The organism is Streptomyces finlayi, assembly GCF_014216315.1.
Taxonomy (GTDB): Bacteria; Actinomycetota; Actinomycetes; order Streptomycetales; family Streptomycetaceae; genus Streptomyces; species Streptomyces finlayi_A.
In genome coordinates this window covers 1,412,593-1,433,698 of sequence record NZ_CP045702.1, presented here as the reverse complement: position 1 = coordinate 1,433,698, position 21,106 = coordinate 1,412,593, and the positions used below count along the sequence as shown (strand labels likewise).

Below are 21,106 nucleotides of genomic sequence, written 5' to 3'. Positions count from 1 at the left end.
TGGCCGCGCGGATGTTGCGGGGGTCCGTCGGATCGTGCCGGGCAGTTCTCGGAGGGGCTTGATGGACGGCCCGCCGAGTTCGGTCCCGCCGAGTGCGGTCGGTCATCGCTCAGGAGCGGTCCTGCCGGTCGATCGGTGACGGCGCGGAGGCGTCGGCGAGGTCGGCGCCGGTGTCGGCGTGCCGCCGGGAATGGCCGATGCCGTGCCAGTCCAGGCACATGACGGTCGCGTCGTCCCGGAGGGGGCCGTCGTTGGCGCCGGCGACCGTCGCGACGAGGGTGCGGACGGCCTCGCGGGGGTGCAGCTCGCGGGTGCGCACGACCAGGCCGGACAGATCGAGGCTGTCGGTGTTGCGCCCGAGCATTCCGTCGGTCAGCATCACCAGCCGGTCACCCGGCCGCAGGTCAAGCGACTGGACCTGGTAGGTGTGAGGGACATCGACGCCGAATGGCAGATCGACCTCTGGCACGATCTCCTGAACCTGTCCGTCCCGCATCAGCAGCGGCCAGGGGTGGCCGGCGTTGACGAACTCGGTCGTGCCGTCGACCAGGCTGATGCGCAGGAGCTGGCCGGTGACGTAGCCATGGAGGCCGTGCGCACGCACGGCCTTGTCGGCCTGGTGAGCCTGTTCGGCGAGGTCGGCACCTGCCCGGCGTGCCCGGCGCAAGGCGCCCACGAGGAGGGTGGCCAGCAACGCGGCGCCGACATCGTGCCCCATGGCATCGGTGACGGAGAGCTGGACGGTGTCCCGGTCGATCACGTAGTCGAAGGTGTCACCACCGACGTGCTCGGCGGGCTCCAGCGCTCCGGCCACCGCGAACTGTGCGGCCTCGCACGTCAGCGAGGAAGGGAGCAACCGGTGCTGGATCTCCGCGGCCAGGCTCAGAGGGATGGTCCGGCGGCCCCACTGGTACATGTCGGTGAAGGCCCGATTGGCGATGACGATGTACGCCAGGGCGTGCGCGGTCTCGCCGATCTCACGCATCACCTCCGCGTCCGGCGCCGCGCGCAGGAACAGTTCGAGGAGCCCGATGGCGTCCCCGCGGTTGGTCACCGGGGCGACGACTCGCACCAGTGAGCCCTCGCCCTCGCCCTCGCCCTCGCCCTCCACGCTCGGCCGCTGGGTGCGGATCACGTCGTCGTACATGGTGCCCCGCAGCGTGATGCGCCGGGCGGGTTCTTCGGTGTCGACGCTGTCGGCCACCCCCAGCCGTACGACCGACCCGCCGGTGAAGTCGGTGATCAGGAACGACACCGACGCTGCCCCAGGTACTCCTGGAGCATGCGCGCGACCACGTCGAGCGACTCCACGGGCGCTGCGGCCTCCGCCGCCGCCAGCGTCTTCGCCAAGGTCATCGACCCGTCCCGGCCTCCCGTATTCCCGGGAGCACGAGTGGTCGCCTCACCTTTCTCGTCGGACCCGTGCACGGTCATCGTCACTCCTCATTTCTCGCTGGCGCGCGAGCCCCCATTCGGGTACGCGAGGGCCAGACCCCGCCGGGTAGGTGCCATTGCCGGTCTGTCGTGCCTCGGACGGCCAGGCCCGGAAACCAGCCGTCATGACGCTCGTTCGACGCTCAGGGTCTCTCAACCGAAAGGGAAAGGCCCGCGGAAACGCTGACTACCTGCGTGTTCGTGGGTCCGGCTCCGGGTGCCCGTCCTTCCCATGACGTCGCACGTGGAGTGCGTGGCCATCCCCAAGCCGCTGACAAAGGGTGCCTGACCTGCTGTTCGGAGCGTACGGGTGATGTGCGGTGCGGGTGCTGCGGGCTGTGTCCTGACGCTGAGACGGCGTTCGTGATGCTCACATGACACTCGTTCCAATCGGCCGCCGGCTTGCTGGATCGCGCAGGTCAAATGCCACGCGGGCCGGTGCGTTCCGCAGCGGCCCGAAGATGCCGGCGCCACCGGTCCTTGGGAAGGTGCCGCATGACCGGGAAGCCGCGAGGGGGCAGCGAGAAGCAGCCGAGGCTCGACGGCCGCACGCCGAGGAATCTCGATCGGGCTCTGTTCAAGTTCCCCTCTCCTGGCTACGTTACCTCCAGTAACAGTTGCGGGCCTGCCTGACGGCGCGCCGCCCACCCCCTTGCCTCTGGAGTTCACCGTGACGTGTTCCCCCACCCGTCGTGCACACCGCCTGCGCACCTTCGGCGCGGTCGCCCTCGTCACCGCGGGACTGACCGCAGGCGTGCTGCCCTCCACCCCCGGCCCGGCCGGCGCGAGCGAGACCCCGAAGCAGGCACGGGAAGCCGCTTCGGAGGAGCTCAAGGAGGTGCTCTTCGTCGGCAACAACTGGGAGGGCACCGCCGACGTCATCAACTCCCGTGGCGACTACGGCAAGATCGGCCGGATCGACATGATCCCCGACAAGAAGGAGCGCCTGCGGGAGATCTACCTCAACCCCGTCAAGCTCGCCTTCTTCCTCGGTATCCGGACGGGGCCGGGCGAGGGTCACGACCAGTACGTCGACGACATGTACACCACGAAGGACGGCAGGTCCGTCGTCGCCTCCCGGCCGAGTTTCGCCGACGTGGTCTCCATCGACGTGGAGAGCGGCAGGATCAACTGGCGCTTCCCGGTGTCCGGTTACCGCTCCGACCACATGGCGGTCTCGCCCGACGGCACCCAGGTCGCCGTCTCCTCCTCCATCTCCAGCACCGTGCACGTCCTCGACATGGCGACGGGCAAGGAGGCGGGCAGCTTCAAGACGGGCGACAAGCCGCACGAGAACGTGTACACCGACGGCGGCAGGTACCTCTGGAACATGGCCATCGGCGAGGTGAACACCGACATGGACGCGCCCTGGCAGGACTTCACCAAGGGCGACCGCCGCATCACCGTCGCCGACGCGAGGACCTTCGAGGTCAAGAAGATCATCGACATGCGCGAGCGGCTCGACGCCTTCGGCCGCAAGGACCTGTCCGACGCGCTGCGCCCCGTCGCCTTCACGCCCGACGAGTCGAAGATGTACTTCCAGGTCTCCTTCTTCAACGGCTTCGTCGAGTACGACGTGCACAACGACAAGATCACCCGTGTGAAGACGCTGCCGAAGAACCCGGACACCAGCGACGAACGCACCACCTACGTCAACGACTCCCGCCACCACGGCATGTCCATGAGCCCCCAGGGCGACAAGCTCTGCATCGCCGGGACCATGGACGACTACGTCACCGTCGTGAACCGCGAGACGCTCCAGGAAGGCCCGCTCGTCACCGCCTCCAAGCCGTACTGGGCCACCGTCAGCGGAGACGGCAAGCACTGCGTGGTGTCCGAGAGCGGCACCGACCAGGTGACGGCGATCGACTTCGCCACCGGCCGGAAGGTCACCTCGATCCCTGTCGGCGACCACCCGCAGCGGGTCCGCCTCGGTCACGTCCCCGTGGCCTGGGCCGGCCCCACCGCAGGCTGACAACCACCCAGTACGTGTCGTGCGGTCTTGAGCAGCCTGGCTCCACACCACGGCCGGCCACCCCGGCTCCGCGGTGGCCGCGGCTACCCCAGGACCTTCTTCAGGGCCCCGAGTGCGGACCGCAGTTCCTCCTCCGTGATGGTCAGCGGCGGCGCCAGCCGGATCGTGGAGCCATGCGTGTCCTTGACCAGTACGCCTTCGGCGAGGAGCCGTTCGCTGATCTGGCGCCCCGTACCGAGCGCGGGATCGATGTCCACACCCGCCCAGAGCCCACGGACCCGGTAGGAGGTGACCCCCGCGCCGGTGAGCGCGGCCAGGACTCGGTCCATTACGTCGCCGAGCTCGGCGGCCCGCCGCTGGAACTCGCCGGTGGCCAGTAGGTCGACCACCGCCGAACCGACCGCCGCCGACAGCGGGTTGCCGCCGAACGTGGAGCCGTGCTCGCCGGGCCGCAGCACGGAGAGCACCTCACGGCGGGCGACCACCGCGGAGACCGGAACGATGCCGCCGCCCAGGGCCTTGCCCAGGAGCAGGATGTCCGGCACCACCGACTCGTGGTCGACGGCCAGCGTCCGCCCCGTACGCCCCAGACCGGACTGGATCTCGTCGGCGATGAAGAGGCACCCCGTGCGCCGGGTCAGTTCGCGGACACCGGCCAGGTAGCCCTCGTCGGGGATGAGAACGCCCGCCTCGCCCTGGATGGGCTCGATCAGCACGGCCGCCGTCGTCTCGTCCACGGCTGCCTCCAGCGCGGCGAGGTCGTTGTACGGGACGACACGGAAGCCCGGTGTGAAGGGCCCGAAACCGGCGCGTGCCGTTTCGTCCGTCGAGAAGCTCACGATGGTCGTCGTGCGGCCGTGGAAGTTGCCGTCGGCGACGATGATCGTGGCCCGGTCCGGTGCGACGCCCTTGACCTCGTACGCCCACTTGCGGGCCACCTTGACCGCGCTCTCCACGGCCTCGGCGCCGGTGTTCATCGGCAGCACCATGTCGAGGCCGGTCAGCGCGGCCAGGCGCTCGGCGAAGCCGACCAGCTGGTCGTTGTGGAAGGCGCGCGAGGTGAGCGTGAGCCGGTCGAGCTGGCGGTGCGCCGCCTCGATGAGTGCGGGGTGGCGGTGCCCGAAGTTGAGTGCCGAGTAGCCGGCCAGCATGTCGAGGTACCGGCGGCCCTCGACGTCCTGGACCCAGGTGCCCTCCGCGCGGGCGACGACCACGGGCAACGGGTGGTAGTTGTGCGCGAGCACCGGGGCCTCGGCGAGGATCAGCCGCGCCGACGAACGGGTCTCGGAAGCGGACCCGGACGCGGGCCAGGACGAGGGGGCAGGGGTGGTGGGACCGGTCATGATCGGATCTCCTGGGTGCAGCACTTGATTCCTCCGCCGGCCTTGCGGAACTCCGAAAGGTCGACGGGGACGGGGACGTATCCACGGTGGGCGAGCTGAGCGACGAGGCCGCCCGCCTGCGGAGCGACGAAGACGTGGCGGCCGTCGGATACCGAGTTGAGGCCGAACGCGAGGGCGTCCTCCTCGGTGGCGATCACCGCGCGCGGGTAGAGCCGCCGCAGGACCTCGATGCTGCCGGGGGAGAACGCCCCCGGGTAGTAGGCGATGTCCCCGTCCTGCGACGCGTCCCCCTCCCCGCCGAGGAAGAACAGTGCGGTGTCCAGGTGGTAGAAGCGGGAATCAACCAGATCCAGGCTGATCACCGGCCTGCCGAAGAAGTCCTGCACCTCGCGGTGGGCGGCCCTGTGCGTACGGAATCCGGTCCCCGCCAGCACGAAGCGGCCGGCCGGCACCAGGTCTCCCTCGCCCTCGCAGACCGAACCGGGCTGGTGGACGTCGAATCCGGCCGCCTTGAACCAGGTCTGGTACACCGACGACTCCGGCCGCCGCTCGGGCGCGTGGAAGGAGGAGCCGAAGACCCGGCCGTCCACGACCACCGCGGCGTTCGCCGCGAACACCATGTCGGGCAGGCCCTCCACCGGAGCCACCGTCTCCACCGTGTGGCCGTGCTCGCGGTACGTGTGAACGAGAGTCGACCACTGGTCACGGGCGAGCGTGAGATCGACCGGATCGTCGGTGCTCATCCACGGGTTGATGGTGTAGCGCACATCGAAGTAGCGAGGTTCGCACATGACGTAGCGCCGGGGACGGCTACGGATGTGCGGAGCAGGTCCTGCGCGCACAGAGGGTCCCTCCGCTTCCTGCGGTGACGATCGGGGGTGCTTCCACCGTAGAAAGCCTCTGGCACGCGCGACAAGAGCGAAGAACTGCGTGCATACGCAGGAATACTGCGTGCATCGTCCCGTCAAAGCATGATCGCTGCGTCACCCGGAAGGCCGTCGGCGTAGGCGCCCGGCGCGGACTCGCTGGCCCCCGCCTCAGGACTCTCCGGCAACAGGTGGGACAGCACCATGTAACTGATCGTCTTGCGGACGAAGGGTTCGTTGCGGATGCGCTCCAGCACCTCCTCGAAATGACCGACGTCGGTGGCTCTGACGTGCAGCAGCGCGTCGGCCGCCCCGGTCACCGTCATGGCCGCCGCGATCTCCGGGTACTTGCGGGCCACCTCGGCGAGACGCCTGGGCGGTGCCGCGCTGTCGCAGTACACCTCGATGTACGCCTCCGTACGCCAGCCGAGCGCGGCGGGGCGGACGGACGCCCTGAACCCCGTGATCACACCGTCCTTGCGCAGCCGGTCCACCCGGCGTTTGACGGCGGTGGCCGACAGGCCGACGACCGTACCGATCTCGGCGAAACTCGCCCGGGCGTTCTCGATCAGCATCGCGACGATCTTCCGGTCGAGCTCGTCGAACGGCGTGCGCTTGGCGGTCATGGCGGGCGATCCACTCCTCGTGCTGTCCCGGGCGGGGGCCGGTGAACTGTGTGGTGCTCGGTCACGCCACTCGCACCGGACCGCCGCGCAGGCGAGCGGAGAGGCCGACAGCGGACATGTCCATCCCCCGATGGTGGCACCCGCCTTCGCACCGACCGGGCGCCGGGCCGGAAACCGACACGCCGCCCAGCCCGGTTCACAGGGCGACGACGGCGCGGACCACGGTGCCCTCGGCGGAGCGGCGCACCGACGTGTCCACGGAGTACGCGTCGACCAGTGAGAGGCCGCGGCCGAACGCCGCGTCCATGTCCGCCCCCTCGCAGCGCGGAGCCGGCCGGGCCCGCCAGTGCCCGCCATCACGTACCGTGACGGTCAGCGACGCGTCGTCGGCCTCGAACATCACCGAGAGGTCAGGGCTTCCGCTGTGCAGCACCGCGTTGGTCGCCAGTTCCGTGACGATCACGGTGAGTGCCTCCTCGGTCGTCTCGGACAGTTGCCGACTGCGGGCCGGCGTCTGTGCCGGCCGACGCAGGAGGGGCACGGACCGCGGACTGGCCGACATCACGAATGCGGCATGGGCAGCCTGCCTTTCGTGGGCCGGAGGCGGCTGCCCCGGCGGAGGGAGGGGGCGGGGTGTCCGCCCCGTACGGCATTCGTCCTGGCGTCGGCCTTACCGGTTGCGCGCGGGAGCCTGGTCGTCTGGTCAGGCGTGAGGTACCACGGCGACCGCGTTCTTGGAGTGGTGCAGTACCGCGTGTGTGACAGGGCCGATGTGCATGCCTGCGCCCGCTCGACGCTCTCTGCGGCCCACGACGAGGAGACCGGCATCGTGCGATGCCTCCACGAGGTCGTGCGCGGGGTGGCCCAGCCGGCACCGCTCGGTGACGGCGACCGCGGGGAACTTCTCGCGCCAGGGCGCGAGAGCCTCCGTCAGCCACTCGTTCGTCAGCCTGTCCAGTTCGGTCCGGACCGTCAGCATCGCGCCTGTCGGGTCTGCGGCGTACACGGGTGGCAGCTGCCAGCTGTGCAGCGCCCGCAGTGCGAGCCCGTGCCGTTCGGCGTGGGCGAAGGCGAACTCCAGCACGGCGTCGCACGGCTGGGAGGTGTCCACACCGACGACGACGTCGCCTGACGTCCGCCACTCCCGGGCGGACGAGGTGTCCTCCGCCCGCACCAGGACGACCGGTGCGGTGCTGCGGGCGATGACCGACAGCGAGACGGAGCCGAGGAGGAAACCCGCCAGTCGGCCCAGGCCTCGTGAGCCGAGCACGAGGAGTTCCTGGTCCTTCGCCGCCGCGCAGAGGACTTCGGCCGGCCTGCCGAGAACGTCGTCGGCCGCCACTTCGAGCCCCGGATGCCGGGTCCGGAGGGCCTCGGCCGCCAGCTCCGGTCCGCCGTAGGGCCAACCCGCCCGCTCGGTCCCCGTGAGCGAGGCGTTCACCGCCGGCGAGGCCTCCCGGACGTGGAGCAGCCGAAGCGGCAGCCCTCGCCGCGATGCCTCGGCGGCGGCCCATTGCACCGCCGCGAGACTCTCGCGCGAAGGGTCGGTACCTGCGGTTACGGTACGGGGCATTCGAGCCTCCGGTAACGGGTCGTCTGCGGATGTGCTCACTTTCCCTCGGTCACGGGACGCCGCAGCAGGGGCCGTTGGTCCCTGGCCGCCTCCGAACGGCCCCGGTCACCGCTGCGCGCCGGCCCTGATGGCGCAGGGAGAAGCCGTACTCGGAGAGCCGGGGCAGTGGGACCGCCCCATCGTCGTCAGCGGTTGCGCAGTGCTGCGAGGGTGTCGTCGAGGTCGGCGGCGCGGGGCCGGTTGTGGGGGAGCTTGGCGAGCACGGCGGCCATGCCGCAGGTGTTGGTGAGGGCGGAGAAGACCAGCCCGGCAGCGATCCCGGCGGACAGGATCTGGAAGGCGGGGTGGAGGACGAAGCCGAGGAGCAGACCGAGGAGTACGACGGTGCCCGCGGTGAAGCGGACCTGGCGCTCCATGCCCCACGTGGCGCGAGCACTTCCCTGGGGGCGGTGCAGGTCGTGGCCGTCGGCGGCCCAGGCCCCGGTGCCACCACTGAGGGTGGCGGTGGTGATGCCGTTCTCTGCGAGGATGCGGCAGGCGTTCTCCGAGCGGGCGCCGGACGCGCAGACGACCAGGACGTGACCGCGGGCGGCGGCGTGGCTGATGTCGGGAAGGGCCCGCCGGATCTGGTCGAGGGGGATGTTGAGAGCGCCGGGGAGGTGACCGCCGGCGTATTCGCCGGGGGTGCGGACGTCGATGACGGTCAGCTCGTGCAGGCGGTTGTGGGCCTCATGGGTGGCGAGGGTGGTGGGGGTGTTCATCGTCGGGTGTCATCCTTTTCTGTCGGTGGTGGCCCCCAGCGGGGGAGTATATTACCCCTGGGGGTATTTATGAGGAGTGAAGATGGAGCTTGATCTGGCGGGAGCCGAGCTGAAGGCGGTCCTGAACCGGCTGCGCAGGGCGCAGGGTCAGATCTCCGGAGTGATCCGGATGATCGAGGAAGGCCGGGACTGCGAGGAGGTCGTCACGCAGCTTGCGGCTGCCTCGCGGGCGCTTGACCGGGCGGGGTTCGCGATCATCGCGACCGGGCTGCAGCAGTGTCTGACCGAGATGGAGGACGGCCGTCGTTCCGGTGCGGACGGGGCCGAGATGCGCGGCCGGCTGGAGAAGCTGTTCCTCTCCCTGGCCTGATATCCCGGCGGCCTTCCTCGTCAGAGAATCACATCAATGAGCATGAAGGCCGCGACCGCCAGCAGAACACCGGCGAAGATCCTCTGCAGCGTCGCACCGGTGATCTTCGTCGCGAGGCGCTTACCGTCCCAGGCGCCGAGGATCGCGGCTCCGGTGAAGGGCGCGATCACCTCCCAGCGCAGATCGCCGCCGGTTCCCGTCCGCGCGGTGAGAGCGGCGAGGGAGTTGACGGTGATGACGAGCAGGCTGGTGCCCACGGCCTGTTTCATGCGCAGGCCGAGGACGCTCACCAGGGCGGGTACGGCGAGGAACCCACCCCCCACGCCGAGGAACCCGGTCACAACTCCGAGTCCCGCGCCGGCTCCGGCCGCCTTGACAGGCCGTACACGGTCCGGCGGCTCGATGCTGGATGGCCGTAGCATGCCAAGCGCCGCCACCGCGGCGATGACCGCGAACGCCGTGGTGAGGGCCACTTCGGGCAGGTGGCCTGCGGCGGCTCCGGCGAGGAAGGCCGGGACGACGCCCGCCGCGGCGAACAGCGCGCCCGTCTTCCAGGCCACGTTCCCGTCCCTCGCGTGGGCGTAGAGAGCGGTGGCCGACGTGGCGGTCACGATGATCAGGCTGGCGGTGGTGGCTGATGCCGGTGAGAAGCCGAGCAGGTAGATCAGGGCCGGAACGGCCAGGACGCTGCCGCCGCCGCCCAGAGCGCCGAGGGCGAGACCGATGACGGCCCCGGCGAGGAGGGCGAGAACGAGGGTGCTCACGCGATCGAGCCGCTGTTCCCGCGCTCATCGACGACTGGGAATCCGGCGGCGGCCCACGCGTTCATACCGCCCTTGACGTCCACCGCGTCCGCGCCCCGCTCGGTCAGCAGCTTGGCCGCCTGCTGCGAGCGGTGCCCGCTGCGGCAGATCACCACCAGTGGGTGACCCTGTGCCGCGGACGGAAGGGCGGCGCCCGCGATCAGGCCGGTCAGCGGTGCGTGCACCGCGCCCGGAGCATGTCCGGCTGTCCACTCGGGCTTCTCCCGCACATCCAGCAGGACCGCTTCGGGCTTGTCGCCGCCCGTACGGCTGCGCGCCTCGTCGGTGGACAGGCGCTCCGCGCTCTTACGGAACTGGAACATCGTCGACGTCACCTTTCTTGTCGGGTGGGGCTCAGGCCCGGTCCGGCCGGGCGCTGCTCGTGTCAGCCGCGGATGATGGCGAGTCCGGCCTCGTCGGCGGCGTCGAAGCCGTCGTCCACGGCGACCACCTGTCGCCCGGCGGCATCCAGCAGTGAGGCGGCGATACCGGCACGCATGCCGCCGGCGCAGTGCACCCAGACCGTGCCGTCGGGCACCTCGTCCGTGCGGCCGTGCAGCTCGTGTATCGGGATGTGGACCGATCCCCTGATCCAGCCGTCCGCGCGTTCGGAGTCACGGCGCACGTCGAGCACGACGATCCCGCCCATGTCCTGCTCCGCCAGCTCCGCGAACGTGGAGCGAGGGAACGACGCGGGGCTCTCGTTGTCCCGGAGCCAGTCGGCGGGCCTGCCGGTCGAGGCCGCGGCCGGGCGGTCGATGCCGACGCGGACCAGCTCGCGCTGGGCGGCGGCCAACTGCTCGGCCGACTCGGCGAGCAGGGTGACGGGCTTGCCCCACGGGATCATCCAGGCCAGGTACGTGGCGATCTTGCCGTCCGCCTCGAAGTTGAACGAACCCGCGACATGTCCCTCGGCGAACGCGATCCGGCTGCGCAGGTCCACCACCCACTCTCCTGCCGCGAGCCGGGCGGCGATCTCGTCCGGATCGGCGACCGCGGGCGGGGTCAGATCGACGGGCGCGGGGCCGGCTGCGTTGGCGGGGCCCATGTGCGCGTAGTAGGCGGGCACGTCCTCCAGGCCGGCGAGGAGCTCGGCGACGAAGGTGTCCACGTCGACGGTGAGGGCCGTGTTGGCGGTCTTCTCCTTGCCGATCGTGGTGGAGTCCCCGTCGGCCTGCGCCGAGGAGCAGAAGCTGCCGAACCCGTGGGTGGGCAGCACCGCGGTCTCGTCGGGCAGGGCGTCCGCGAGACGGTGGGCGGAGGCGTGCTGGGCGCGCGCCAACCGCTCGGTCAGGCGAGGCTCGACGAGATCGGGTCGGCCGACCGTACCGATGAGCAGAGAACCGCCGGTGAAGGCCGCGACGGGCCGGCCGGCTTCGCTCAGTACGTACGCCGTGTGGTGCGGTGTGTGCCCCGGGGTCGCCACGGCTGCCAGGGTCAGCGTCTCGTCGATGTCGACGGTGTCGCCGTCGGCGACCGCGGTCCGGGCGAACGAGACACGCGCACCGGCCGGAACCAGATAGGTGGCTCCGGTGATCCGCGCCAGCTCCAGGCCGCCGGTCACGTAGTCGTTGTGTATGTGCGTCTCCACCACATGCGAAATACGCACTCCCCGCCGGGCGGCGGCCTCCAGGACGGTGTCGATGTCCCGCGGCGGATCGACCGCCACCGCAGCCCGCGCGCCACCTGCCAGGTAGCTGCGGTTGCCGAGGCCCTCCAGCTCGATGGTGTCAACGAAGAACACAGGGCTACTCCTTTCGTATATAAAGTACCCCCCGGGGTATGCCGTCCACCGTATCATTCTTACCCCCGGGGGTATATTTCGAGGTGTATTAGCCGTTGCGTACGAATCGTGCTCGCCGACGTCGGCGACGAGAGGAACGAGGTGGGACGCCGTGCCCTATGACCGCACCGTGAAGCTGAAGGGGACGTTCGAGGAGGTCGTGCAGGCCGTCCGCCAGGCCCTGGCGGATCAGGGCTTCGGTGTCCTGACGGAGATCGACGTCCAGGCCACGCTCAAGACCAAGCTCGACCACGACATGGAGCCGTACCTGATCCTGGGCGCCTGTAATCCGCCCCTCGCCCACCGGGCGCTTGAGGTGGACCGCTCGGTCGGGCTCCTGCTTCCCTGCAACGTCGTGGTCCGCGCCGACGGAGACCACATGCTGGTGCAGGCCATCGACCCCGGCACCATGGTCACCCTCACCGGCCTCGACGCCATGGCCGACGTCGCGGAGGAGGCCACCCGCCGTCTCGACGCAGCCCTCACCTCCCTCAGGGAAGCCGACGCGTGACCGCGATACGGAAGAGGCCGCCGATGCCCTCGCCAGGCCCTGGGCGTCGGCGGCCCGCTGATCCGCGAACCGGAGCCGATACGGCTCGCCCCCTGGGGCCGACCGCTCATGACCCCGTGCGTTCCCAGCCACGATGAGGGGCTCGGGCGCCCAGCTGGGCGTCACGGCTGCGGTAGACGATGTACGGCCGGGTCAGGTAGCCCAGTGGTGCGGTGAGCATGTGCACGAGCCGGGTGAACGGCCAGGCCGCGAACAGGAGCAGGGCGCTGATCGCGTGGAGCTGGAAGAGCACCGGGGCTCCGGCCATCAGCGCGGGGTCGGGCTGGAGGTAGAAGATGGAGCGGAACCAGGGGGAGATGGTCTCGCGGTAGTCGTATCCCCCGCCGACGACGTTCGCGGCCACCGTGGCGGCCAGGCCGAGCGCGATGGTCACCGTCAGGGAGACGTACATCGCCTTGTCGTTGCGGGTGGTGGCGGAGAAGACGGGGCCCACGGTGCGGCGCCGGTAGATCAGGATGGCGAGCCCGCCCAGGGTGGCGATGCCCGCGACGGTGCCGAGGACGACCGCGCCGACGTGGTACATGTGCTCGCTGATGCCGACCGCTTCGGTCCAGCTCTTGGGGATGATCAGTCCGCCGATGTGGCCGAGCAGGACGACGAGGACTCCGAAGTGGAACAGCGGGCTGCCGATGCGCAGCAGCCGGCTTTCGTAGAGCTGGGAGGAGCGGGTGGTCCAGCCGAACTTGTCGTACCGGTAGCGCCAGAGGTGGCCGAGCACGAACACCGCGAGGACGACGTAGGGCAGGGCGACCCACAGCAGGACGCCGCCGGTTCCTGCGTCCGCCGCCAGGGTGAGGGGCTGCGCGGGCGCGGTCATCGGGGACCTCCTACGACGGGGTCGGGCAGGAACACGGTGGATGCGTACGGGTCGAGGCCGACCTGCTCCTCGGGCGGGCCCTGGGCGGCGAGGCGCATGACGGCTTCGCGGTCGTTGCCGGCGAGGGCGGGCAGGGTGGCGGAGACGGAGTCCAGCACCTGGGCCCAGGGGGAGCCGTCGTCGTTCAGGGCCAGCCGCAGGAGTTCCAGGCCGGCGCGATGTCCGGTGAGCAGGCGCGTTCCGGCGGCGGGGTCGGTGGCGGCGAATTCGAGGACGACGGCCAGGTGGTCGGGCAGTTCGTCGTCGCCCAGGCGCCATCCGGCCGCGGCGTAGGTCTGCTTCAACCGCAGCAGGCCGATGCCGCGCTTCCTGGTGTCGCCGTGCGCGTAGTACGTCAGGTACAGGCAACAGCGCTTGCGGTGGTCGAAGGTGGCCACATAGGTGGTGGCCAGGTCCTCAGCGGCGGTCTGCCCGGCGTGGGCGACGAAGCCGAGCAGGGGGCGGGCGACCGGGTCCGGCAGGGTGGCGGCGACCCGGGCGGCCAGGGTCAGGTGCTGCTCGTACTCCTCGTCGGGGTAGGCGAGCAACAGGGACTGGGCCTGCCACGCGTTGGCGAGCCAGGACTCCGTCCGCGCCGTGCGGGTGTTCTTCCTCTTCATGGCTTCGGCTCCGTCTCTCCGTCGTCGCCGGACGGTTTGTCCGGGAACAGGCCGGGCGGAGAGCTCTTGCCGTCCCAGTTCAGGAGGTTGACCCGGGAGGCCTTGTCGCTGGGCGTGGCCGACGTGTCGGCGGTCTGCCGGTCACGCAGGGCGTGGAAGTTCTCCACCGCGATCGGGGCGCCACCGCCGGACATCTCCCCGAAGGGGCCCGAGCCGCCCATGCCGGGGCCGCCCTCGTAGTCGAGACTGCACTCGGTCGCCAGCTCTTCGAGCTTGTGGGCCTGTTCGGCGTGGGCGGACGGGATGACGTAGCGCTCGTCGTACTTGGCCAGCGCCAGAAGCCGGTACATGTCGTACACCTGCTCCCCTGTCATCCCGACCTCCTCGGGGATGGCGTCGTCCGGCTCGCGGCCGAGGTTGATGTCGCGCATGTACGAGCGCATGGCCGCCAGGCGACGCAGGACCGCGTCCACCGGCTTCGGATCGCCCGCGGTGAACAACTGGGCGAGGTAGTCGACGGGGATGCGCAGGGACTCGACGGCCGCGAAGAGGTTCTGGTGGTCCTCGGCGTCCCGGCCCGTGTCACGCACGGCGTCGACCACCGGCGACAGCGGCGGGATGTACCAGACCATCGGCATCGTCCGGTACTCAGGGTGCAGCGGCAGGGCGACCTTGTAGGTGTTGATCAGGGCATGGATCGGGGAGCGCTGGGCGGCGTCGATCCAGTCGCGGGGGATGCCCGCCTCCTCGGCTCCGGCGATGACCCGGGGGTCGGCGGGGTCGAGGAAGACGTTGCGCTGGGCCTCGTAGAGACCGGTCTCCTCGGGTGTGGAGGCGGCTTCCAGGACCTTGTCGGCGTCGTAGAGGACCAGCCCGATGTAGCGAAGGCGGCCGACGCAGGTCTCGGAGCAGACGGTGGGCAGGCCCACCTCGATGCGCGGGAAGCAGAAGGTGCACTTCTCGGCCTTGCCGGTGCGGTGGTTGAAGTACACCTTCTTGTACGGGCACCCCGTGACGCACATCCGCCAGCCGCGGCACTTGTCCTGGTCGACCAGGACGATGCCGTCCTCCTCCCGCTTGTAGATCGCGCCGGAGGGGCAGGAGGCGGCGCAGGACGGGTTGAGGCAGTGCTCGCAGATCCTCGGCAGGTAGAACATGAAGGTCTGCTCGAACTCGAACTTGATCTTCTCGGAGACCTCGTTCAGCAGCACGTCCTGCTCGCTGGTGGCCGCCGAGCCGCCGAGGTCGTCGTCCCAGTTCGCCGACCAGGAGATCTTCATGTCCTTGCCGCTGATCAGGGACTTGGGCCGGGCGACGGGAATGTGCTCCTGGAGAGGGGCGTTGGTCAGGGTCTCGTAGTCGTAGGTCCAGGGCTCGTAGTAGTCGTCGAGGGACGGCAGCTTGGGGTTGGAGAAGATCTGGATCAGCTTCTTGAACCGGCCGCCCGCCTTCAGCGCGAGGCGGCCCTTCTTGTTGAGTTCCCAGCCGCCCTTCCAGGTGTCCTGGTCCTCGTAGCGGCGCGGGTAGCCCTGGCCGGGGCGGGTCTCGACGTTGTTGAACCAGACGTACTCGACGCCGGTGCGGTTGGTCCACGCCTGTTTGCAGGTGACCGAGCAGGTGTGGCAGCCGATGCACTTGTCGAGGTTCATCACCATCGCCATCTGTGCCATGACGCGCATCAGTACGTCACCTCCTGGTTCGTGCGGCGGCGGATGACGGTGACCTCGTCGCGCTGGTTGCCGGTGGGGCCGAGGTAGTTGAAGGCGTAGGAGAGCTGGGCGTAGCCGCCGATGAGGTGACTGGGTTTGATCAGCAGGCGGGTCAGGGAGTTGTGGATGCCGCCGCGCCGGCCGTTGGTCTCGGTGCGGGGCACGTCGATCAGGCGGTCCTGGGCGTGGTGCATGTAGACCGTGCCCTCGGGCATGCGGTGCGAGACGACGGCGCGGGCGGCGACCACGCCGTTGCGGTTGACCGCCTCGATCCAGTCGTTGTCCTTCACGCCGACCTTCGCCGCGTCCTGCGTGCTCATCCAGATGGTCGGGCCGCCCCGGGACAGCGAGAGCATGAACAGGTTGTCCTGGTACTCGGAGTGGATGGACCACTTGTTGTGCGGGGTGAGGTAGCGCACGGTGACGCCGAGTTCGCCCGTCTCGCCGATGCGGGGCTCGTCGAAGAGGGCGTGCATGTCCAACGGTGGACGGTAGACGGGAAGTTGCTCTCCGAGTGCGGTCATCCAGTCGTGGTCGAGGTAGAAGTGCTGGCGGCCGGTCAGGGTGTGCCAGGGCTTGAGGCGCTCGACGTTGATGGTGAACGGGGAGTAGCGGCGGCCGCCGGTCTCCGAACCGGACCACTCCGGGGACGTGATGACCGGGACGGGGGCGGCCTGGGTGTCGGCGAAGGTGATCTGCTTGCCCTGGTGTTCGGCGGCCAGGTCCGCGAGCTGTGTGCCGGTGCGGGCTTCGAGCGTGGTGAAGCCCTGGGTGGCGAGGTGGCCGTTGGTGGTGCCGGACAGGGCGAGGATCGCCTCGCAGGCTTGCGTGTCCCGGGCGATCGAGGGCCGTCCGTCGGCCGCACCGCCGCGCACGACGCCGTTCTTCTGCCGCAGGTACTCCAGCTCGCGGCCGACCTTGAAGGTGACGCCCTTGGTGGTTGCGCCCAGGCTGTCCAGCAGGGGGCCGAGAGCACTCATCTTGTCGGCGACGGCCGCGTAGTCGCGTTCCACCGTCACGAGTTTCGGCATGGTGCGGCCGGGAACCGGCTCGCATTCCCCCGCCTTCCAGTCGAGTACCCGGCCGTGCGGGTTGGCCATCTCGTCCGGGGTGTCGTGCTGAAGTGCGGCGGCGACCACGTCCTTGCGGACGCCCAGGTGATCGGCGGCCTGGCGGCTGAACTCCTTGGCGATGGTGTGGAAGGCGTCCCAGTCGGTGCGGGTCTGCCAGGGCGGGGCGATCGCCGGGTTGAAGGCGTGCACGAAGGGATGCATGTCCGTGCTGGACAGGTCGTGCTTCTCGTACCAGGTCGCGGCGGGCAGGACGATGTCGGAGAAGACGGTCGTGCTGGTCATGCGGAAGTCCAGGGTCAGCAGCAGGTCGAGCTTGCCCTCGGGGGCCTCTTCCCGCCACACGACGTCCCTGGGCCGGGCGTCCGGCGGCGCCTCGGCCGCCCGGACCGCGTGGTCGGTGCCGAGCAGGTGCTTGAGGAAGTACTCGTTTCCCTTGGCGGAGGAGCCGAGCAGGTTGGCCCGCCAGATGGTCAGCACCCGTGGGAAGTTCTCGGGGGCGTCAGGGTCCTCGCCCGCGAACCGCAGGCGCCCGGACTTCAGCTCGTCGACGATGTGCTCGGCGGCCGGGCGGCCCGCGGCGTCGGCTTCGTCGGCGAGGTCGAGTGGGTTGCGGTCGAAGGTCGGATACGACGGCATCCAGCCCATCCGCGCCGACTGCGCGATGACGTCCGCCGTGGTCTTCCCGGCGAACGGGCCGCCCGTGCCCGGACCGGCCGCCGCGAGGGTGTCGGCGGAGAACGGGTCGTAGCGGAACTGGTCGGCGTGCAGGTACCAGTAGGCGGTCTGGATCATCTGGCGGGCCGGCCGGTTCCAGTCGGCGGCGGTCGCGATCGCCGAGTAGCCGGTGATCGGACGGACCTTCTCCTGGCCGACGTAGTGGGCCCAGCCGCCGCCGTTGACTCCCTGGCAGCCGGTCAGTGTCGTCAGCGTCAGAAAAGCCCGGTAGATGGTGTCGGAGTGGAACCAGTGGTTGGTGCCCGCCCCCATGATGATCATCGACCGGCCGCCGGACTCCTCGGCGTTGGCGGCGAACTCCCGCGCGATCCGCGCGGCCTTCTGAGCGTCCACTCCGGTGATCGCCGCCTGCCAGGCCGGTGTGTACGGCTCCTCCGCGTCGTCGTAGCCGGTGGGCCACCGGCCGGGGAGGCCGTCGCGAGCGACCCCGTACTGGGCGAGCAGCAGGTCGTACACCGTGGTCACCAGACGTCCGGCGACCCGCCGCACCGGTACGCCGCGCCGCAGTCGAGCCGCGCCGCCGTCGGAGGCGTCGAAGCGCGGCAGTTCGACGGAGACCGGTGCCTCGTCGCCACCCGCGGCGGACAGCGAGGGCCGGGTGTCGCCGAGGTCCAGGTTCCACTTCCCGGCGCCGGACTCGCCGAAGCGGTCGCCCAGCGTGCCGTTGGGCACCACCGGCCGACCCGTGTCCGCGTCCAACAGCACCGTGCGGAAATCCGCGTGCTCGGCCGTTGCCTCCTCGCCGCCGAGGTCGGCGGCGGTCAGGAACTTGCCGGGCCGGTACGTCCCCGGCTCGCCCTCGTCTTCGTCGAGAGCGACCAGGAAGGGCAGATCCGTGTACTTCTTGACGTAATCGGTGAAGTGCGGCGTGGCCCGGTCGACGAAGAACTCCTTGAGGATCACATGCCCCATGGCCATCGCCAACGCCCCGTCGGTGCCCGGCTGGGCCGCGAGCCACTCGTCGGCGAACTTCACGTTGTCCGCGTAGTCGGGCGACACGGCGACGACCTTCTGGCCCCGGTAGCGGGCCTCCGTCATCCAGTGCGCGTCCGGTGTACGGGTCACCGGGAGGTTGGAGCCCCACATGATCAGGTACCCGGCGTCCCACCAGTCCCCGGACTCCGGTACGTCGGTCTGGTCGCCGAAGACCTGGGGGGAGGCCACCGGGAGGTCGGCGTACCAGTCGTAGAACGACAGCATCGCGCCGCCGACCAGCGAGTAGAAGCGGGCGCCGGCCGCGTGGGAGACCATCGACATCGCCGGGATCGGTGAGAAGCCGGCCAGCCGGTCGGGCCCGTACTCCTTGATCGTGTGCACGTGGGCGGCGGCGATCATCTCCACCGCCTCGTCCCAGCTCGCCCGCACCAGGCCGCCCCTGCCGCGCGCCCGCTTGTAGCGGCGGGAACGCTCGGGATCGGAGACGATGTCGGCCCAGGCCGCCACCGGGTCACCGAGACGGGCCTTCGCCTCCCGGTACATCCGCAGCAGCACACCGCGCACGTAGGGGTAGCGCACCCGGGTGGGGGAGTAGGTGTACCAGGAGAAGGCGGCGCCCCGCGGGCAGCCGCGCGGCTCGTACTCGGGACGGTCCGGGCCGACCGAGGGGTAGTCGGTCTGCTGGGCCTCCCAGGTGATGATGCCGTCCTTGACGTACACCTTCCACGAACAGGACCCCGTGCAGTTCACGCCGTGCGTGGAGCGCACCACTTTGTCGTGCGACCAGCGGTCCCGGTAGAAGTCGTCAGCCTGCCGCCCGCCGGTCCTGTGCAGGGTGCGCAGGTCCTTGGACACCTCCGCCCGGGTGAAGAAGCGGCGACTGCGCACCAGCGCTTCCGCCAGCTCGCCGTCCATGCCCGCCTGTTCCCGCCTGGTCTCCGAGCTCACCGTGCCACTCCGCCCCGGGCCGAGTGAGCCCGTCGAGTTGTGATCAAGTCCGGCCGCGAACGACTCTATGACCGCGGCCCCCCGGAAGGTCAACCATCACACCGCGATCAGACGAAATGCGGCTGATGGAGATCTTCCGCGAGCCGAAGCGGCTACCTCGGGGTTCCGCGGAACCATGCCGAACGTCCCCGTGCCCGGCCGGAAGGTCCGGTCGGGCACGGGGAACGGTGAACGGGCGGGCCGGAGCGATCGGGGCCGCCCGGCCGGGGCGGTCGGTCAGTAGGCCGGCCGGGTCAGGGCACTGCCCGCTTCGGCGCGTGTCGCCTCGACGGCTTCCCACTGATCGGTCGACAGGGTCGCAAGCGAGGCGGGGAACACGCCGTCCTGCTCCTTGAGGATGTGGTCGCGCAGCAGGGCCATCGCCTCGACGAGCCGGTCCGGCCAGGCCGGGTCCGAGGGCGTCGCGCCGTCGGAGGCCTCGGCGAGCACCGCCTCGATGCGGCGGTGCTCGGCCTCCAGGGCGGCGATCTGTTCGGGGAAGTCCACCGCCATCGCGGGGAACAGGCCGTGCTCCTCGACGCGGGTGTGCGGGGCGAGCACCGTGGTGATCTCGCGGGCGACCTGCGCCATCCGGGCGACGTCACCGTCCTGACGGGCGGGGTGAAGGTGACTTATCAGGCGGACGACCTCGTCGTGCTCACGGGTCAGTTCGTCTATCGACGCCAGCGACTGGCAGCCGCAGTACTCGCACACCGGTTCTCTCCCTGTCCTTCGTTCCTGTCGGTCCGGGCCGTCGGCACTCACGCGGTGGTGCCGGAGGTGCGGGGCTCGCGCCGTCGGCCGGTGCGCGCCTTCCCCTCACCGCCCGCATGAGGGGCGCGGACGGCCGTCAGGGTGAAGGCCAGAGCTCCCGCGGACACGATCGCGAGCAGGACGAGGCCGATCGCGTACGACTCGTACGCCCCGTACAGCGAGCCCATCACCAGCGGTGGCAGGAATCCGCCCAGTCCGCCTGCGGCGCCGACCACCCCGGTCACCGAGCCGACCTGGTCGGCCGGGGTGCGCAGGGCCACCAGGGCGAAGGTCGCCCCGCTGCCGGCGCCGAGTGCGGCGGCCATGGCCAGGAAGGCGATGGTGCCCACCGGCGCCAGAGCGGGGGTGAAGGCCTGCGCGACGGCACCGGCCACGACCGTGGTCAGCGAGGCGGCCAGCACCCGGACCGGGCCGATCCGGTCGGACAGCCAGCCACCGAACGGGCGCATCGCCACCGCGAGGAGAACGAACCCGGCCATGCGGTTCGCCGCGTCGGCCTGGCTGAGGCCGTAGCCGGTCTTGAGGTAGGTCGGCAGGTAGACGGAGAAGGCCACGTAGCCGCCGAACGCGACGGCGTACAGTGCGGACGCCTGCCGGGTGATGGGCAGCCGGACGGTGGCGGCCAGGCGGCGTGCCAGCGGCTCGGACGGCACCGTGCGGCCGGGCGCGTCACGCAGCAGGAGCGCGGCAGCCACGGCGTACACCGCGAGGACCCCTGCGGTGATCAGGAACGGCGTGGACATGCTGTTGGCGTCGACCAGCTTCACCGTGGTCAGGGCGCTGATGGCGGTGCCGCCCATACCCGCGCCGAAGACGCCGATGGCAAGACCGCGCCGCTCGGGCGGGAACCAGGCGTTGACGAGGGGCACGCCGACAGCGAAGGCGGTGCCGCCGATGCCGAGGAAGAACCCGCCGACGAGCAGGGCGGCGAGGGAGGAGTGTCCGGCCAGGCCGAGGTAGAGCACCGGCACGATGGTGGCCGCCGACACGATCGGGAACATGACGCGTCCCCCGAACCGGTCGGTCAGCGCGCCGACCGGGATGCGGCCCAGGGAGCCGACGACGACCGGCACCGCCACCAGCAACGACTGCTCGAACGACGACAGGTCGAGACCGTCCTTGAACCGAGGGCCGAGCGGGCTGAGCAGCGCCCACGCCCAGAAGTTGACGGCGAAACCGACAGTGGCCAAGGCCAGCATCAGCCAGGCCCGGCCGGGCACCGGCGTACCCGAGGCCGTCCTGTTGCTCTCCGTCATCGAAGACTGGACCATGCTGTCCGTCCCTTCCCTCTTGCCCACGGTGGTTCCGCGA

Annotated in this window: 18 protein-coding genes and 1 pseudogene; 3 read left to right on the top strand and 16 right to left on the bottom strand. The window is 70.3% G+C overall.

Going from position 1 to position 21,106, the window contains the following annotated elements; all coding sequences use genetic code 11:
- Window positions 1-109: 109 nt before the first annotated feature.
- A pseudogene (locus F0344_RS06595) lies at window positions 110-1,356 on the bottom strand (PP2C family protein-serine/threonine phosphatase).
- Between the two features lie 748 nt (window positions 1,357-2,104).
- On the opposite strand from F0344_RS06595, the gene F0344_RS06590 reads away from it, so the two are divergent.
- Window positions 2,105-3,409: a YncE family protein gene (locus F0344_RS06590; RefSeq protein WP_374940067.1), complete on the top strand. Its 1,305-nt coding sequence runs from the start codon at window positions 2,105-2,107 to the stop codon at window positions 3,407-3,409.
- Between the two features lie 83 nt (window positions 3,410-3,492).
- On the opposite strand, the gene rocD is transcribed toward F0344_RS06590, so the two are convergent.
- The 6 genes from rocD to F0344_RS06560 all read right to left on the bottom strand — a co-directional run bounded on the left by rocD (window position 3,493) and on the right by F0344_RS06560 (window position 8,578).
- Entirely contained in the window at window positions 3,493-4,752 is a 1,260-nt protein-coding gene (gene rocD, locus F0344_RS06585; protein WP_258049713.1) for an ornithine--oxo-acid transaminase, read from the bottom strand.
- Window positions 4,749-5,543 (bottom strand): dimethylargininase, encoded by a 795-nt coding sequence (gene ddaH / locus F0344_RS06580; protein ID WP_185302543.1) that lies wholly within the window; start codon window positions 5,541-5,543, stop codon window positions 4,749-4,751. Before ddaH ends, rocD begins: the two co-directional genes overlap by 4 nt.
- Window positions 5,544-5,716: 173 nt before the next feature.
- Complete coding sequence (locus tag F0344_RS06575; protein WP_185297881.1) at window positions 5,717-6,244, bottom strand: Lrp/AsnC family transcriptional regulator; 528 nt, start codon at window positions 6,242-6,244, stop codon at window positions 5,717-5,719.
- Window positions 6,245-6,440: 196 nt separating this feature from the next.
- Window positions 6,441-6,806 carry an ATP-binding protein gene (locus tag F0344_RS06570; RefSeq protein ID WP_185302542.1) on the bottom strand — a complete coding sequence of 122 codons (366 nt, stop codon included), beginning with the start codon at window positions 6,804-6,806 and terminating at the stop codon, window positions 6,441-6,443.
- A 141-nt stretch (window positions 6,807-6,947) separates the two neighbouring features.
- A complete protein-coding gene (locus tag F0344_RS06565) occupies window positions 6,948-7,817 on the bottom strand; it encodes a universal stress protein (protein WP_185297880.1) in 870 nt (289 codons plus the stop codon).
- A 185-nt stretch (window positions 7,818-8,002) separates the two neighbouring features.
- Window positions 8,003-8,578: a rhodanese-like domain-containing protein gene (locus F0344_RS06560; RefSeq protein ID WP_185297879.1), complete on the bottom strand. Its 576-nt coding sequence runs from the start codon at window positions 8,576-8,578 to the stop codon at window positions 8,003-8,005.
- Window positions 8,579-8,660: 82 nt separating this feature from the next.
- On the opposite strand from F0344_RS06560, the gene F0344_RS06555 reads away from it, so the two are divergent.
- The gene (locus F0344_RS06555; protein WP_185297878.1) at window positions 8,661-8,948 is read left to right on the top strand and encodes a metal-sensitive transcriptional regulator; all 288 of its coding nucleotides are present in this window, start codon (window positions 8,661-8,663) and stop codon (window positions 8,946-8,948) included.
- 20 nt (window positions 8,949-8,968) lie between these two features.
- On the opposite strand, the gene F0344_RS06550 is transcribed toward F0344_RS06555, so the two are convergent.
- The 3 genes from F0344_RS06550 to F0344_RS06540 form a co-directional block, all read right to left on the bottom strand.
- On the bottom strand, window positions 8,969-9,712 hold the full coding sequence (locus tag F0344_RS06550; RefSeq protein ID WP_185297877.1) for a sulfite exporter TauE/SafE family protein: 744 nt from the start codon (window positions 9,710-9,712) through the stop codon (window positions 8,969-8,971).
- On the bottom strand, window positions 9,709-10,074 hold the full coding sequence (locus F0344_RS06545; protein ID WP_185297876.1) for a rhodanese-like domain-containing protein: 366 nt from the start codon (window positions 10,072-10,074) through the stop codon (window positions 9,709-9,711). Before F0344_RS06545 ends, F0344_RS06550 begins: the two co-directional genes overlap by 4 nt.
- Before the next feature lie 62 nt (window positions 10,075-10,136).
- Complete coding sequence (locus F0344_RS06540) at window positions 10,137-11,495, bottom strand: MBL fold metallo-hydrolase (protein ID WP_185297875.1); 1,359 nt, start codon at window positions 11,493-11,495, stop codon at window positions 10,137-10,139.
- A 151-nt stretch (window positions 11,496-11,646) separates the two neighbouring features.
- Between F0344_RS06540 and F0344_RS06535 the strand changes: the two genes are divergently transcribed.
- Complete coding sequence (locus F0344_RS06535) at window positions 11,647-12,045, top strand: DUF302 domain-containing protein (protein ID WP_185297874.1); 399 nt, start codon at window positions 11,647-11,649, stop codon at window positions 12,043-12,045.
- 106 nt (window positions 12,046-12,151) lie between these two features.
- On the opposite strand, the gene narI is transcribed toward F0344_RS06535, so the two are convergent.
- From narI to F0344_RS06505, 6 genes are all read right to left on the bottom strand, one after another.
- Complete coding sequence (gene narI / locus F0344_RS06530) at window positions 12,152-12,922, bottom strand: respiratory nitrate reductase subunit gamma (protein ID WP_185297873.1); 771 nt, start codon at window positions 12,920-12,922, stop codon at window positions 12,152-12,154.
- Window positions 12,919-13,581 (bottom strand): nitrate reductase molybdenum cofactor assembly chaperone, encoded by a 663-nt coding sequence (gene narJ, locus F0344_RS06525; protein ID WP_185297872.1) that lies wholly within the window; start codon window positions 13,579-13,581, stop codon window positions 12,919-12,921. Before narJ ends, narI begins: the two co-directional genes overlap by 4 nt.
- Window positions 13,578-15,260, bottom strand: coding sequence for a nitrate reductase subunit beta (gene narH / locus F0344_RS06520; RefSeq protein WP_185297871.1), 1,683 nt, complete (start codon window positions 15,258-15,260; stop codon window positions 13,578-13,580). Before narH ends, narJ begins: the two co-directional genes overlap by 4 nt.
- Window positions 15,260-18,949, bottom strand: coding sequence for a nitrate reductase subunit alpha (locus F0344_RS06515; RefSeq protein WP_185302541.1), 3,690 nt, complete (start codon window positions 18,947-18,949; stop codon window positions 15,260-15,262). Before F0344_RS06515 ends, narH begins: the two co-directional genes overlap by 1 nt.
- 309 nt (window positions 18,950-19,258) lie before the next feature.
- Window positions 19,259-19,735 (bottom strand): hemerythrin domain-containing protein, encoded by a 477-nt coding sequence (locus tag F0344_RS06510; RefSeq protein ID WP_185297870.1) that lies wholly within the window; start codon window positions 19,733-19,735, stop codon window positions 19,259-19,261.
- Between the two features lie 47 nt (window positions 19,736-19,782).
- Window positions 19,783-21,051 carry an MFS transporter gene (locus F0344_RS06505; RefSeq protein WP_374940143.1) on the bottom strand — a complete coding sequence of 423 codons (1,269 nt, stop codon included), beginning with the start codon at window positions 21,049-21,051 and terminating at the stop codon, window positions 19,783-19,785.
- Window positions 21,052-21,106: the final 55 nt, after the last annotated feature.